This is a genomic window from Blautia wexlerae DSM 19850, assembly GCF_025148125.1.
Lineage (GTDB): Bacteria > Bacillota > Clostridia > Lachnospirales > Lachnospiraceae > Blautia_A > Blautia_A wexlerae.
The window spans coordinates 4,456,826-4,470,375 of sequence record NZ_CP102267.1; the positions used below are offsets into that span (position 1 = coordinate 4,456,826).

General features: G+C 43.1%; 11 protein-coding genes and 1 tRNA gene. 7 read left to right on the forward strand and 5 right to left on the reverse strand.

The features are described 5' to 3' along the window. Positions 1 to 540 precede the first annotated feature (540 nt). The 4 genes from NQ550_RS20855 to trmB form a co-directional block, all read right to left on the reverse strand. Positions 541 to 2,934 (reverse strand): glycoside hydrolase family 31 protein, encoded by a 2,394-nt coding sequence (locus NQ550_RS20855; RefSeq protein WP_025578313.1) that lies wholly within the window; start codon positions 2,932 to 2,934, stop codon positions 541 to 543. A 220-nt stretch (positions 2,935 to 3,154) separates the two neighbouring features. After that, a complete protein-coding gene (locus tag NQ550_RS20860; RefSeq protein ID WP_025578311.1) occupies positions 3,155 to 4,555 on the reverse strand; it encodes a phospholipase D-like domain-containing protein in 1,401 nt (466 codons plus the stop codon). 530 nt (positions 4,556 to 5,085) lie between these two features. Then, positions 5,086 to 5,158: transfer RNA gene (locus NQ550_RS20865), tRNA-Lys, on the reverse strand. 425 nt (positions 5,159 to 5,583) lie between these two features. Then, positions 5,584 to 6,249, reverse strand: a complete 666-nt coding sequence (trmB, locus tag NQ550_RS20870) for a tRNA (guanosine(46)-N7)-methyltransferase TrmB (protein WP_025578309.1) — start codon at positions 6,247 to 6,249, stop codon at positions 5,584 to 5,586. A gap of 306 nt (positions 6,250 to 6,555) precedes the next feature. Here trmB and NQ550_RS20875 point away from each other — a divergent pair, with 306 nt between their 5' ends. Continuing rightward, the gene (locus NQ550_RS20875; RefSeq protein WP_025578307.1) at positions 6,556 to 6,867 is read left to right on the forward strand and encodes a hypothetical protein; all 312 of its coding nucleotides are present in this window, start codon (positions 6,556 to 6,558) and stop codon (positions 6,865 to 6,867) included. A gap of 9 nt (positions 6,868 to 6,876) precedes the next feature. Here the strand turns inward: NQ550_RS20875 and NQ550_RS22990 are convergent, their stop codons facing one another. Then, positions 6,877 to 6,942: a DUF6783 domain-containing protein gene (locus NQ550_RS22990; RefSeq protein WP_416386867.1), complete on the reverse strand. Its 66-nt coding sequence runs from the start codon at positions 6,940 to 6,942 to the stop codon at positions 6,877 to 6,879. 207 nt (positions 6,943 to 7,149) lie between these two features. On the opposite strand from NQ550_RS22990, the gene NQ550_RS20880 reads away from it, so the two are divergent. The 6 genes from NQ550_RS20880 to NQ550_RS20905 all read left to right on the forward strand — a co-directional run bounded on the left by NQ550_RS20880 (position 7,150) and on the right by NQ550_RS20905 (position 13,520). Further along, positions 7,150 to 8,193, forward strand: a complete 1,044-nt coding sequence (locus NQ550_RS20880) for a V0D/AC39 family V-type ATPase subunit (RefSeq protein ID WP_025578306.1) — start codon at positions 7,150 to 7,152, stop codon at positions 8,191 to 8,193. A gap of 67 nt (positions 8,194 to 8,260) precedes the next feature. Next, entirely contained in the window at positions 8,261 to 10,201 is a 1,941-nt protein-coding gene (locus NQ550_RS20885; protein WP_025578305.1) for a V-type ATP synthase subunit I, read from the forward strand. Between the two features lie 144 nt (positions 10,202 to 10,345). Then, a complete protein-coding gene (locus NQ550_RS20890; RefSeq protein ID WP_008705339.1) occupies positions 10,346 to 10,777 on the forward strand; it encodes an ATP synthase subunit C in 432 nt (143 codons plus the stop codon). 1 nt (position 10,778) lies between these two features. Further along, positions 10,779 to 11,087: a V-type ATP synthase subunit F gene (locus NQ550_RS20895; RefSeq protein ID WP_008705340.1), complete on the forward strand. Its 309-nt coding sequence runs from the start codon at positions 10,779 to 10,781 to the stop codon at positions 11,085 to 11,087. Positions 11,088 to 11,167: 80 nt separating this feature from the next. Further along, positions 11,168 to 11,755, forward strand: coding sequence for a V-type ATP synthase subunit E (locus NQ550_RS20900; RefSeq protein ID WP_025578303.1), 588 nt, complete (start codon positions 11,168 to 11,170; stop codon positions 11,753 to 11,755). After that, entirely contained in the window at positions 11,748 to 13,520 is a 1,773-nt protein-coding gene (locus NQ550_RS20905; protein ID WP_025578302.1) for a V-type ATP synthase subunit A, read from the forward strand. The genes NQ550_RS20900 and NQ550_RS20905 overlap by 8 nt, the downstream gene beginning before the upstream one ends. Positions 13,521 to 13,550: the final 30 nt, after the last annotated feature.

Consider the following 13,550-nt stretch of genomic DNA (forward strand, 5'->3'; position numbering starts at 1 on the left):
AAGCAAATGCTTTACAAACAGGTTGCAAATGCTTTTTCACATAGATTTTTAACTTTTTTCTTTTTCATACTTATGCCGGGCCGTAAGGTCCGGCCCTCCTTCTTTTTACAGACCTTTTCAGGTCTTTTTCTTTTTTTATAAGTTTTTTAGAATTTAATCACAATTTCTTCAACAGTCCATCACATTTTGCACACATTTTCCCTGTATATTAATAAGCAAATAAAGCAAACGCTTTATTTATAATAAAACTTTTTCTTTTTCATACTTGCCGGATCGCAAGATCCGGCACTCCTTCTTTTAAAATGTGAAATCCCGCTCACAGTAAGACACAACTGTGAGCGGGATTTTTGTGTTACCGCAGAGAACTAGTGTGCCGACAAGTTGATTCTTGAAACAATCTTGCAGGATAAATTTTCTTATTTCAAGGCGGAGGAAGGAGGCGTAGCGGTGGCTACGGCGACCGACGACAACGCGGAAATAAGAAATTTAGACACAAGATTGTTCGAGAGATCAACTTGTTGGCACACTAGCTTGATTCGGTTAAATTCCCATTGTAAGAATTTCCATCAGTACCCCAAGCAATGACGGATTCAAATTCATGGATACCAGAACTGGCACTGCCTCTGTACCCAGCTCTTTCACTACTTTATAAACGTCTGTCTTCTGTGCATAGGTAATCTGTGCTTTTTCCAGAATCTCATAGACCTCTTCTGCATAGTCTCTCTGATAAACAGCTGCATCTGCCGCAAAAGTAACCTTCACCTGTGCATCTGCCGGCACATCCTTGAGGATCACTATTGTTCCATGAAGCTTCTTATCCTCTGCGAACTCTGCATCCTTATATACCTGTCCGTTTACAGTAACCTCCTGCGGTTTGTCCTGAATGTTGCAGAAGCGGATCTTCCAGGAACGTTTCTGCGGGATCACTGCTGTATTTCCCTGTGCAGCTTCTACAATAAATACTGTTCCATTCTCATCTGCAGTCTTCGTCATTCTGGTGGATACCCAATTCTCATCCAGGTCTTCCGGTGTGTCCCCACCGTCTTCCCAGAGTACAAATTCTCCTGATTCTCCAGGATATACAAGTACTTCCAGTTTCTCAGGATTCTCAATGGAATTATCATATCCTTCCATGTCCTTCAGTGGAATGATGCTGCCTTCACGCACAAGTACCGGCATCTCATAAATATCTCTCCAGAGATCCACTTTTCTGCCGCCCTTATATGCTCTTCCGTTAAAGAAATCATACCAGATTCCCTGCGGAATCCATGTCTTTGCGCCTGCAAGTCCTGTTACCGGATCCAGCTTATCTGTGATTGGAGATACCATCATCTCTGTGCCGAAATAATAGTTGTTCGGTACTTCATAGGTTTCCTCACGCTCCGGCTCCAGATAATACATCGGCTGTACCAGCGGCAGTCCCGCTCTGCTTGCACGACGGTTCATGGTGTAAAGATACGGAACTAGCTTATGACGCAGTTTCAGGAAATTCTTCATTACTGTTTCTACAATCTGGTTGTATTTCCACGGTTCTTTTCCATTAAACGGGTTATCTGTGCTGTGCAGACGATTCATTGGTGAAAAGACTCCAAGCTGTACCCACCTTGCAGTGAGCTCGTCGTCTCTGTATCCAAACATATGTCCACCGATATCATGACTCCACCATCCAAAACCGATGTTGCTGGCATTTGCTGTGAAATATGGCTGGAATTTCAGACTCTCCCAGGTAATGAACGTATCACCGGAAAAACCAACCGGGTATCTGTGGCTTCCTGGACCTGCATATCTTGAGAAAGTCAGCGCACGTTTTCCTTTCCACTTGCTGTCCAGATAGTGATAGTGGTTCAGCATCCAGAGCGGATCCAGTCCCGGAACCTTGGTTACAGTTCCCTGCTGCCAGTCAAGCCACCAGAAGTCTACTCCCTCTTCTTCCATCGGATGATGCAGTTCCTCAAAATATGTCTCAATGAATTTCGGATCTGTCATATCAAAAAGTACCGGTTCCTTACTTGCAGGATCAATTCCCATCTTCTCTGCAACTCTCGGATAGGCTTCTTCATAAGCACGCACTCCATCTGCCGGATGTACGTTCAGTGTGATCTTATATCCATGTTTGTGCAGCCAGTCCATAAATTCAGGCGGATTGGGGAAAAACTTCTTATTCCAGGTATATCCTGTCCATCCGCTTCCATATACAGGAGGTACATCCTCTACCAGATGCCAGTCCATATCTACAACTGCAACAGAAAACGGCACTTCTTCTTTCTCAAAACGCTCTACCAGTTCTTTGTACTCTGTCTCTGTGTATTTGTGATATCTGCTCCACCAGTTTCCGAACGTATATCTTGGAAGCAGAGGTGTTTTTCCACATAATCTGTAAAAATCCTGCAGACATTCCACATATCTGTGACCATATCCAAAGAAATAAAAGTCTGCTCTGTTTCCCTGACGTGGCTCTACCATTCCATCTTCGCCCATAGCCATTGTATGGGAATCATCCAGCACTGAAAAACCGTTTCTGGACATAATTCCATGACTCAGCGGAATCTCACCGTCTGCTTCATCCAGGGTTCTGGCTGTTCCCAGCAGATCTTTTGGTTCATCACCATAATGCCACACGCGCTCGCTGGCTTTTCCACCCGCTACACGTATCATCAGACCGCTTGGAGAAAATTTCTGTCTGTCATAGTGGATTTCCAGGTCTTTGGTGTAAATATGTAATTCCTCACCGCCATCGCTCACCCTGAATTCCGGCACCGGGAAATCACGATTGCATACCATCTGTGTTGCTCTGTCCTCAAATCCTCCGTCTTCGCTGTACTCAAAACGAATCAAGGCAGTTGTCAACATTGTAATCCTGAAATGATCGCCCACGATCACAGCTTCCTTTCTGCATACAGGATTACCTTCCAGCACAAATTTCTTTAAGTCCATAAAAGTTTTTCCTCCTTTACATCAACAACAGTTGTAACAGCTGCTTTTATGTCTATTTTAATCTTCTGTAGTCTGATTGACAACGCTTTTTTTCAGCTACTGAACATTTATATGACATATACTTGTGATATTATTTTCTAGAACGTGTCTGAAAAATGCTTTACGCAAGATGTGCGTCACAATTTGCAGGAGATTTTGGGAATGATTTTCCAAACACACTCTAAAGCAGCTGCCGAAGAGGACGAATGATAATCCTGAGCACACCGTAGTATAACTTCTTTTTCCGATTCAACACTTTCCCCTGGTACTTTGCGCCTTCGGTTTCCTGACCGTTTGCAAGTACCTCTTTGCTTTTTTCCATATAATCTGATTCTGTTTCGTGAATCTGCTGACTCAGTTTTTCGCTGTCAATTACCAGCATCAGTTCCGTATCCAGATAAGTACTTCGCATATCCAGATTATAGGAACCTACTACTGACAGACGGTCATTTATCAGCACAGCTTTTGTATGAACCGGATAATCATTCATCAGTTCATACACATCTGCCCCTGTTTCCAGAATTTTCTTTTTCTGATTAAGATAATCTGTACAGCCCCATGGATTAGAGCCTTTTTCCACTGCATTCAGCACGATCTGAAGCTTTGCATGATCTGAAATCCCCTGCAATACATCATACATGTAACCATTACAGATCACATAAGGAGTCTGTATTATTACATGATCTGCATTTTCAGTAAGATACTGAATTGTCTGGAGAACCTGCGGTGTTTTTCGTCCCGCCTCAATTCCATTATTGATCAGAGTGATCTTGTTTGCTTCTATCGTATCCTTTTCCCATGCACTGTAGGTTTCTATATCATTGTACCTTTTCAGCAGAGATATGTAAATTTCTTCCATGTGCCGGTATGCATCCGTATATCTGGAAGATTGTTTGCCTTTTTTAATGCTCACACAGCTTTCCTTCCATATTTTATGGAAATAATCCTCAAGCTGGTTCAGAGACTCTCCCTGTCCTTCTGATGTATCATACACCAGGATATCTCTGTCTTCATTAATGCCTTTTGTCTGATTCCCCAGAAAGATATCATTGCTGTTGCGTCCGCCCAGCAGATACATTTTCTCATCCACGATCAGATATTTATCATGCATGCGATAATTCACCTTAAACAGATTGACCGGTGTCACCGGATTGTAAACTCCCACTTCCACATTCTCATATGATGCCAGAGCCTGGAAATCGCTGCTTCCAGCCAGAAACAGTTGCTGATAAATTCCATCGATCAATAACTGAATCTTCACACCTCTTGCCGCAGCGCAATTCAATGCGGCAAGAATTTTAGTGCCATTATCATCCGCGCGTAAGTCAAAGGTAGACAGTACAATGCTCTCCTTCGCAGTGCCAATCATACGAAGCCTCCACAAAAGTGCCTCTTCATTATCGTCAATGCAGCAAATCCTTTCTACGCCTGCTGTCTCTGATGTAAATTCTGTCTTTCTCAGACTTTCCACATATGTTTCGTCCGGTTTCCTGCAAAAAAGAGGTGAAAGTATATTTACCAGCACCACGATCAGCAGGAAAAGGCAAAATACTTTGCCTGTTCTTTTTAGTATTTTTTTCATTCGATACCACAACCTCCTTTAACCAGACCGGAACCCAGATATTTGACTTATTCCTCTTCTTTCGACAATACACTGAGTATAGAGTATAACATAATCAGAAGCTATAGTGCATCTTTTGATACGAAAAGCGTTAAAATCTTTTCACAAACCCTTTTCTTTTTTTTGCAATGTCTTATATGTTTCCGACTTATAAAAATTCAATATCATCAACTCTTTCCAACAGGAAGGGATTTCAATGTTATCAGGATGGTTTGTATAAAGTGTGATGACTGATTATAAAGAGAGTTTATCTGCATCTTGCGCAGCAGTCTTCCCTTCTGCATGAAGATATTTACCAGCTTGACCCTGTGTTCTTCAAGTGCTATCAGCAGCATAAAATACTTTTACGCCCTTGTGGAACTTTCTCCGCAGGGGCGTAAATACTTCATTTCTCTCTATTTCCCAGACACCTTTATTTTTCACTTTCCCGTAAAACATAAAAAACACCGTCCCCGCGGCAATCGCATTGTCCGCAAAAACAGTGTTCTTAGTGCGCCTTCAGGGGTTCGAACCCTGGACACCCTGATTAAGAGTCAGGTGCTCTACCAACTGAGCTAAAAGCGCATATTCTTTTGTTTTTCTTTGTGTTGAAGTTTTGCATCACCCTCAACGCAAGTGATATTATATATAATAGTCGTTTAAATGTCAATAGGTTTTTTCAAAAAAAATCAGATTTTTTTTCTATTTCATTTATTTTTCCTTTTTTTCGTCGTTTTGGGACATTTTGTTAAGTGTTTTATTGACCTCTTCTGCGGATTTCCGCAGGCGGCTGAAGGTATTATCAAAGTTTTTGTGTTCATAGCGGAATTGTAGCATCTTATTATGGAAAGAACTTTTTCGTTTCACTGGCTGACTCCTTCGGGGCGCGAAGCGCCCCGAAATTTTCTTATACTATAATATGCACTGCCAGCTACAATAGATAATCAAATGAATAATCGCAATCCTCTTCACTACGGAATTGCCATAAACCAGATGATTGCTCTGCTTTTTTATCTGTGACACTCTCTGGAAATCACCATCTTACAGATTGGATTTCCCATAGAAGAAAATTTCTCTTCATATTCTGTCATAACATTTCCCTGTACCATCTCTTCATTATGATGCAGATCAAAGGTAGAAGCTTCCAGATTCCATCCGGCTTCCTCCACTTCTTCCAGGGAAAATTCAAACAGTTTCTTATTATCTGTCTTGAATTCCACTTTTCCATCCTGAACCAGAATCTGGTCGTAACGTGCCAGAAATTCTCTGGATGTCAGGCGACGTTTTGCATGGCGGGCTTTTGGCCATGGATCAGAAAAATTCAAGTAAATCTTATCTACTTCACCTTTCTCAAAGATTTCCGGCAGAAGTCTGGCATCCACTCTCATAAAAAATAAATTAGAATAAACCTCTCCATTCTCCTCCAGTTCTTCTCTCTTCTGCAATGCGCGAAGAAGAACGCTGTCATACATCTCGATTCCTATATAATTGATATCCGGATGCAGCCGGGCCAGATCCATAAGAAATCTTCCTTTTCCCATCCCTACTTCAATATGAAGAGGCTGCTTTTTCACAAAAACCTCCCCCCAGTGTCCTTTCTTTGTCTGTGGTTCCTGCACCACATAAGGGCTCTCCAGAATTGCATCCTGAGCTCCCGGAATATTTCTTAATCTCATAAAAATCTCCTGTTCCTTTTCTTATATCTCCAGAGCGTGTTTGAAAAATGCTTTACGCAAGATGTGCGTGCAATTTCCTGCCACCAATAAACTACCATACCATACTCCTAACGTCAATTACATCCCGGACAGATATTCGCAGGAGATTTCTTTAACTTGTCTAAAAAATAACAATTTTTTCCTTTCAGAAAAAAATTTAGATGGTTTTTTTTAATAAAAGGGTGTATGATATCTAACAGATATTACTATTTTTCGCATAGTAAATCTGAATTTTTTGTAAAATTTCGACAATCAAGGAGGTTGAAGATGGAGCAGATACTTAACAAATTATCTGAAATCGAACTTACAGCCCAACGCATCATGGAAGACTGCGACCGGCAAAAGCAACAGCTTTCTGAAGAGGCAGAACAGAAATGTAAAAATTATGACAGACAGCTGGAATCCCGGACAACAGAACAGATTCAACGGATCCGTCAGCAACTGGAAGAAGAAAAAGATTCCCGCCTGGCACAGTTACGTGCAGATACAAACGCTACCTTTTCTTCACTGGATGCTCATTACGAACAGCAGCACTCACAACTTTCCAGAGAATTGTTTGAGAAAATACTGGCTATGTAAAGATCTGTCTCAAATGCTAGAGCGTGTCTGAAAAAGGCTTTCTGCAAGATGTGCGTCACAATTTGTGGGAATGATTTTTCAGACACACTCTAGTACATCGTTTCGTAAATAACTATACCAATCGCGTAGGATGCGGATTCGAGTGTGCAGGTCTAAAAACGCAGGCGTAGCGGGCTACGCTGAGGCTTTTAGACCTGTGCACTCGGATTTGCAGACAAGTGAGTGGTATAGTTATTTCGAAAACGATGTACTAGATGACATCAGGAAAGGAAGTGAAAAACAATGGGAGGCGTACTCTCCTACAGCGGACTTTCCACGAAAATCCGCGCAATGCAGAGCAGGCTTACTACCATGGATCAGTTCGAGGAAATCCTCCAACTCTCCGATGTCACGCAGGTAGCCGCCTATCTGAAGCGAATGCCGGAATACTCTTCCAGGTGGGATGCACTGGATGAAAATACCCTGCACCGTGGCCAGATTGAGAAGCTTCTGAAGAAATCCATATTCCAGAATTTCTCCAGAATTTATCACTTTGCCAACCCGGAGCAGCGTAAATTTCTGGATCTGTATTCCAAGCGATATGAAATCCGTGTACTGAAGGAAGTCATGACAAATATTTTCGATCACCGCGACACGGATCCTGTAGATGTTTCTCCGTACCGTGAATTTTTCCGTCTGCATTCCAATATTGATGTAGACCGGATCACTACCTGTTCCACCATGGAGGAACTGATCTCCTGTCTCAAAGGAAACGAATTTTATATCCCGCTTTCGAAGATCCAGGAGCATGAAACAGCACTTCTCTTCGACTATGGTATGGCACTGGATCTGTACTATTTTACCCAGATCTGGAACATCCGTAAGAAGCTGTTTAAAGGTAAAGATCTGGAAGAGATTACCTGCACTTACGGCGAGAAATTTGATATGCTGAACCTGCAGTTTATCCAGCGTTCCAAAAGGTATTACAACATGGATCCGGCAAGTATTTATGCCCTGCTGATCCCTGTAAATTATAAGTTAAAGAAAGAAGAGATCACAGCTTTGGTGGAAGCACCTTCATACGAAGAAGGTCGAAGAATTTTCCAGAAAACATGGTACGGCAACAAATATGAACAGCTTACCGTAGCCAATCTGGAAGAATTCTACAACCACATCCACCGCTCGATCCTTGAGAAGGAATCCCACAGAAATCCATATTCTGTAGCAGTGATCTATTCTTATCTGTATAACAAGGAACACGAAGTAAACCGCCTGACTATCGCCATTGAATGCGTACGTTACGGTGTGCAGCAAGATGAAGCCATGCGTTATATTTGCAACAGTTGATTTCTATATGGCGCATAACTGAATAACTGCTTCGCAGTTTAAAGAACATTAACCAGGAGGTGAATTTATGATTGAGAAAATGAAGTTCCTGAGCATTACTGGTCCTAAGGCCGATATTGACAGAGTGGTAAACACCTATCTTTCCAAGTACGAAATTCATCTGGAAAATGCCCTTTCCGAGCTGACCGCAGTAGAGAGTCTTTCTCCGTTTATGGAAATCAATCCATATAAGGAAGCACTCTCTACTGCCAACAGTTTCTATGATGAACTGGCAGATCCGGAGAAGATTTCTGCCAAACCCATGGATACTGAACAGGCTTTAAATACAATCCGCCGGATTCAGTCTGATTATCAGGAACTAAGCAATAAACGTGCTGATCTGGAGAGTCAGCTTGCAGCTCTGGATGAATCTCTGCGAGTGATCCGCCCGTTCAGAAATATTAATTACAATATTTCCTCAATCCTGAAATTCCAGTTCATCCACTTCCGTTTCGGAAGGATTGAGAAGGAATATTACCAGAAATTTGAAAAGTATATTTACGAAAATCTGGACACAATTTTCATTAAATGTGATGAAGATGACCAGTATGTCTGGGGTCTGTATTTTGTCCCGGAGCACGAAGCCCAGAAAGTAAAAGCCGTCTATTCTTCCATGCACTTCGAGCGTATTTATATGCCAGATACGTATGAGGGAACAGCAAAAGAAGCTTTCGAACAACTGACTGAAACACGCAACAGAGCTGCTGCTGATCTGGCATCTGCCGATCAGAAAAAAGCAGATTTTCTTCTTAGAAATCAGAAAGATATCGTTGCATCACGCAATGCTATCGCACAGCTTTCCGGTAACTTTGATGTGCGCAGACTTGCAGCATGTACACATGGGGATAAGGACGTTTTCTATATCTTATGTGGATGGATGACAGAGAAAGATGCCCATTCTTTCCAGAATGATATCAAAGACGACAGCCGCATTTTCTGCATTATTGACGGTGAAGAGGACGAACATCTGAAGCCAGGCATCCACCAGCAGCCACCTACCAAACTGAAGAACCCGAAACTGTTTAAACCATTTGAAATGTACATCAAAATGTATGGTCTTCCGGCCTATAACGAGATGGATCCAACATGGTTTGTGGCACTGACTTATTCCTTTATTTTCGGTGCAATGTTCGGTGATGTGGGGCAGGGATTGCTGCTCTTTATCGGTGGTTTCCTGCTTTATAAATTCAAACATATCACACTGGCAGGCATTATCAGTTGTGCAGGTGTGTTCTCCACAATCTTCGGATTTATGTTCGGAAGTATCTTCGGATTCGAAGATGTGATACCTGCCCTGTGGCTTCGCCCGATGAACAATATGATGTCAGTTCCGTTTATCGGAAAGCTGAATACAGTATTTATTGTTGCCATTGGTTTTGGTATGTGCCTGATCCTTTTATGTATGGTATTTAACATCCTGAATGCCTGGAAAGCCGGAGATGTAGAACACATCTGGTTTGATACAAACTCAGTGGCTGGTCTGGTATTCTACGGCTCTGCAGTTGTCTCCATTGCACTTATACTGAATGGCAAAACACTTCCCGGCGGAATCGTACTGTTTATCATGTTCGGCGTACCATTGATCCTAATCTTCCTGAAAGAGCCACTTACAGCCCTCATTGAGAAGAAATCAGAAGTTATGCCAAAAGAGAAGGGAATGTTCGTTGTACAGGGACTTTTTGAAATGTTTGAAGTCCTGTTAAGCTACTTCTCCAATACCCTTTCTTTCGTCCGTATCGGAGCTTTCGCAGTCAGCCATGCAGCGATGATGGAAGTCGTTCTCATGCTTGCAGGCGCAGAAAGCGGAAACCTGAACTGGATAGTAGTAGTTCTGGGAAACCTTTTTGTATGTGGTATGGAGGGCCTGATCGTCGGTATCCAGGTGCTTCGTCTGGAATATTATGAAATGTTCAGCCGCTTCTACAAAGGTACAGGACGTAAATTTGAGCCGTTCCGCTCTGTAAAATAGACAGAAAGATCATCAGAAATTATACTATTTTCATTTATATATCATCCTCGGGAAACCCATATCTGTCGGTCAGCCAGATATTCGAAGCCGAATAAATATGATATATATGAACAGCAAAATCAAGAACTAAGAGGAGATTTAATTATGACAACAATCGCACAGATCATTTTAGCAATCGCACTGGTACTCAGCATCATTCTTCCATTTGGCTACTATCTCATCGGTGAAAAAAACCGCGGACGTTACAAAACAGCTCTCGGTGTAAACGCATTCTTCTTCTTTGGAACCATGCTTATCGCCATTGCAGTTATGTTCACAGGTGCTTCTTCCGTACAGGCCGCTGCAGGCTCTGAAGGCACACTTGCAACAGGTATGGGTTATATCGCAGCAGCTCTTGTAACCGGACTTTCCTGTATCGGTGGTGGTATTGCCGTTGCCAGTGCGGCAAGCGCAGCATTAGGTGCTATCAGCGAGGATCAGAGTATCCTTGGTAAATCCCTTATTTTCGTAGGTCTTGCAGAAGGTGTTGCCCTTTATGGACTGATCATCTCCTTCATGATCCTGGGACAGTTATAAGATGCAGATGTTTTTGATCAGCGACAATATCGATACCTACACAGGGATGAGACTGGCAGGTGTGGAGGGCGTGGTCGTACACACACATGATGAATTAAAAGATGCTTTGCAGAAAGCTATCTCCAATAAAGAAATCGGAATCATACTCCTGACCGAGAAATTCGGCCGGGAGTTTCCCGAAATTATAGATGATGTAAAGCTTCATCACAAGACCCCTCTGATCATTGAAATTCCCGACAGGCACGGTACTGGCCGCAAACCGGATTTTATCACTTCATATGTGAATGAAGCTATTGGTTTAAAACTGTAAAACAGTTACCAATAGTAAATCTAATGTTACTGTGAACGGAGTGAACAGTTACAATCTAAATATTACAGGCAGGTGTTAACATGACAATTGATGAAAAACTCAGCCATTTTTATGATATCACTGTAGAGGAAGCCCACGAAAAAGCTGCCGCCATTCTCGATGAGCATAAAGCGGCTCTGGAGAAAATGGCAGAAGAACACAAAACTCTCAGTGAAGAAAACGCCCAGACACAGATCAAAGCGGAAACTGCCAGCGCCCGACGTGAAATAAACAAGGCTCTCTCCGCAGAACAGCTCACGATCAAGCGTGACTGGACCAGAAAACAAAACGAATTAAAAGAGAAAATTTTCTCCGAAGTAAAAGGACTTCTGGAATCCTTTACCAAAACTCCGGAGTATGAGAACTATTTAACTGCTAAGATCAAAGAAGCTCTGGATTTCGCGGGAAATGATGAGATTACCATCTATCTCTCTCCGGAGGACAGATCTCTTGCAGAGAAACTTCAGCATACAACAGGTACTGCTATCCAGCTTGCAAAGGACTCTTTTCTTGGCGGTATCCGCGCTACGATTCCTCAGAAAAACATCCTGATCGATCACTCTTTTGCAGGAAATTTTGAGGCAGCATACAAAGAATTCAAGTTTGACGGAGGACCAGAACATGAGTAATACAGGTATTATCTACGGTGTCAACGGCCCCGTCATTTATCTGAAGGGCGACAGCGGATTTAAGATTTCCGAGATGGTTTATGTAGGTCCGGAACATCTGGTAGGTGAGATCATCGGCCTGAAGAAAGGCATGACCACCGTACAGGTTTTCGAGGAGACTACAGGACTGAAACCAGGCGATACAGTTACAGGAACCGGAGATGCCATTTCTGTACTTTTGGGACCTGGAATCATCCACAATATTTTTGATGGTATCCAGCGTCCTCTGGAAGAGATTGCCAAAGCCTCAGGCAAATATATTTCACGAGGTGTCAGCGTTGATTCCCTTGACACAGAAAAGAGATGGAACACTCACATCACAGTAAAAGAAGGAGATGTTGTAGGTCCCGGCTCTGTTATCGCAGAAACTCAGGAAACAGACTCCATTCTCCATAAATCCATGGTTCCTCCGAATCTTACAGAAGCCACAGTTATTCACGCGGCATCTGACGGAGCATACACCATTCTGGAACCGATCGTAACCATTCAGTTCGCAGACGGAACCACCAAAGATTTGGCACTTGCACAGAAATGGCCGATCCGTATCCCGAGACCAACCCACAAACGTTTCCCTGCAAGCGTCCCGCTTGTCACAGGCCAGCGTATCCTGGACACTCTTTTCCCTATCGCAAAGGGCGGTACAGCCGCTGTTCCGGGAGGTTTCGGTACAGGTAAGACCATGACTCAGCATCAGATTGCAAAATGGTCTGACGCAGACATTATCATCTACATTGGATGCGGAGAACGTGGAAACGAGATGACTCAGGTTCTGGAAGATTTCAGTAAACTGATCGACCCGAAATCCGGAAACCTGATGATGGACAGAACCACATTGATTGCCAATACTTCTAACATGCCGGTTGCGGCGCGTGAAGCTTCTATTTATACAGGTGTAACTCTTGCGGAATATTACCGGGACATGGGTTACGACGTAGCTATCATGGCAGACTCCACTTCCCGTTGGGCAGAAGCTCTTCGAGAACTGTCCGGCCGTCTGGAGGAAATGCCTGCAGAGGAAGGTTTCCCTGCATATCTGGCATCCAAGCTGTCCGCATTCTATGAACGTGCAGGAATGATGCAGAACTTAAACGGAACCGAAGGCTCTGTCTCCATTATCGGAGCAGTTTCTCCACAAGGTGGTGATTTCTCAGAGCCTGTCACACAGAATACCAAGCGCTTCGTCCGCTGTTTCTGGGGACTGGACAAATCCCTTGCCTATGCCCGTCACTTCCCGGCAATCCACTGGCTCACCAGCTACAGTGAATATCTGGAAGACCTGACTCCATGGTACAGAGAGCATGTTTCCCCGAAATTTGTAGCAGACAGAAATCAGCTCATGGCAATCCTGAATCAGGAGAGCTCCCTGATGGAGATTGTCAAGCTGATCGGAAGCGACGTTCTTCCGGATGACCAGAAACTGACGCTGGAAATTGCCAGAGTCATCCGTCTGGGCTTCCTCCAGCAGAACGCTTTTCACGCAGAAGACACCTGCGTACCAATGGAAAAACAGTTTAAAATGATGGAAACGATCCTCTATCTTTATGAAAAATGCCGTGCACTCATCAACCGTGGAATGCCGGTTTCCGTACTGAAAGAGGGGAACAACATTTTTGAAAAAATTATTTCCATTAAATATGATGTGGCAAATAATCAGCTTGATAAATTCGACCAATACAAGCAGGACATTGATACTTTCTATGATAATATAATGGAAAAAAACGGCTGATGCCGGAACAGTTACATTCATAGCCATAAC

Bases quoted from the DNA above. Each gene is read 5' to 3' on its own strand.
- NQ550_RS20855 (WP_025578313.1), bottom strand. From the start codon at position 2,934: ATGGACTTAAAGAAATTTGTGCTGGAAGGTAATCCTGTATGCAGAAAG.
- NQ550_RS20860 (WP_025578311.1), bottom strand. From the start codon at position 4,555: ATGAAAAAAATACTAAAAAGAACAGGCAAAGTATTTTGCCTTTTCCTG.
- trmB (WP_025578309.1), bottom strand. From the start codon at position 6,249: ATGAGATTAAGAAATATTCCGGGAGCTCAGGATGCAATTCTGGAGAGC.
- NQ550_RS20875 (WP_025578307.1), top strand. From the start codon at position 6,556: ATGGAGCAGATACTTAACAAATTATCTGAAATCGAACTTACAGCCCAA.
- NQ550_RS20880 (WP_025578306.1), top strand. From the start codon at position 7,150: ATGGGAGGCGTACTCTCCTACAGCGGACTTTCCACGAAAATCCGCGCA.
- NQ550_RS20885 (WP_025578305.1), top strand. From the start codon at position 8,261: ATGATTGAGAAAATGAAGTTCCTGAGCATTACTGGTCCTAAGGCCGAT.
- NQ550_RS20890 (WP_008705339.1), top strand. From the start codon at position 10,346: ATGACAACAATCGCACAGATCATTTTAGCAATCGCACTGGTACTCAGC.
- NQ550_RS20895 (WP_008705340.1), top strand. From the start codon at position 10,779: ATGCAGATGTTTTTGATCAGCGACAATATCGATACCTACACAGGGATG.
- NQ550_RS20900 (WP_025578303.1), top strand. From the start codon at position 11,168: ATGACAATTGATGAAAAACTCAGCCATTTTTATGATATCACTGTAGAG.
- NQ550_RS20905 (WP_025578302.1), top strand. From the start codon at position 11,748: ATGAGTAATACAGGTATTATCTACGGTGTCAACGGCCCCGTCATTTAT.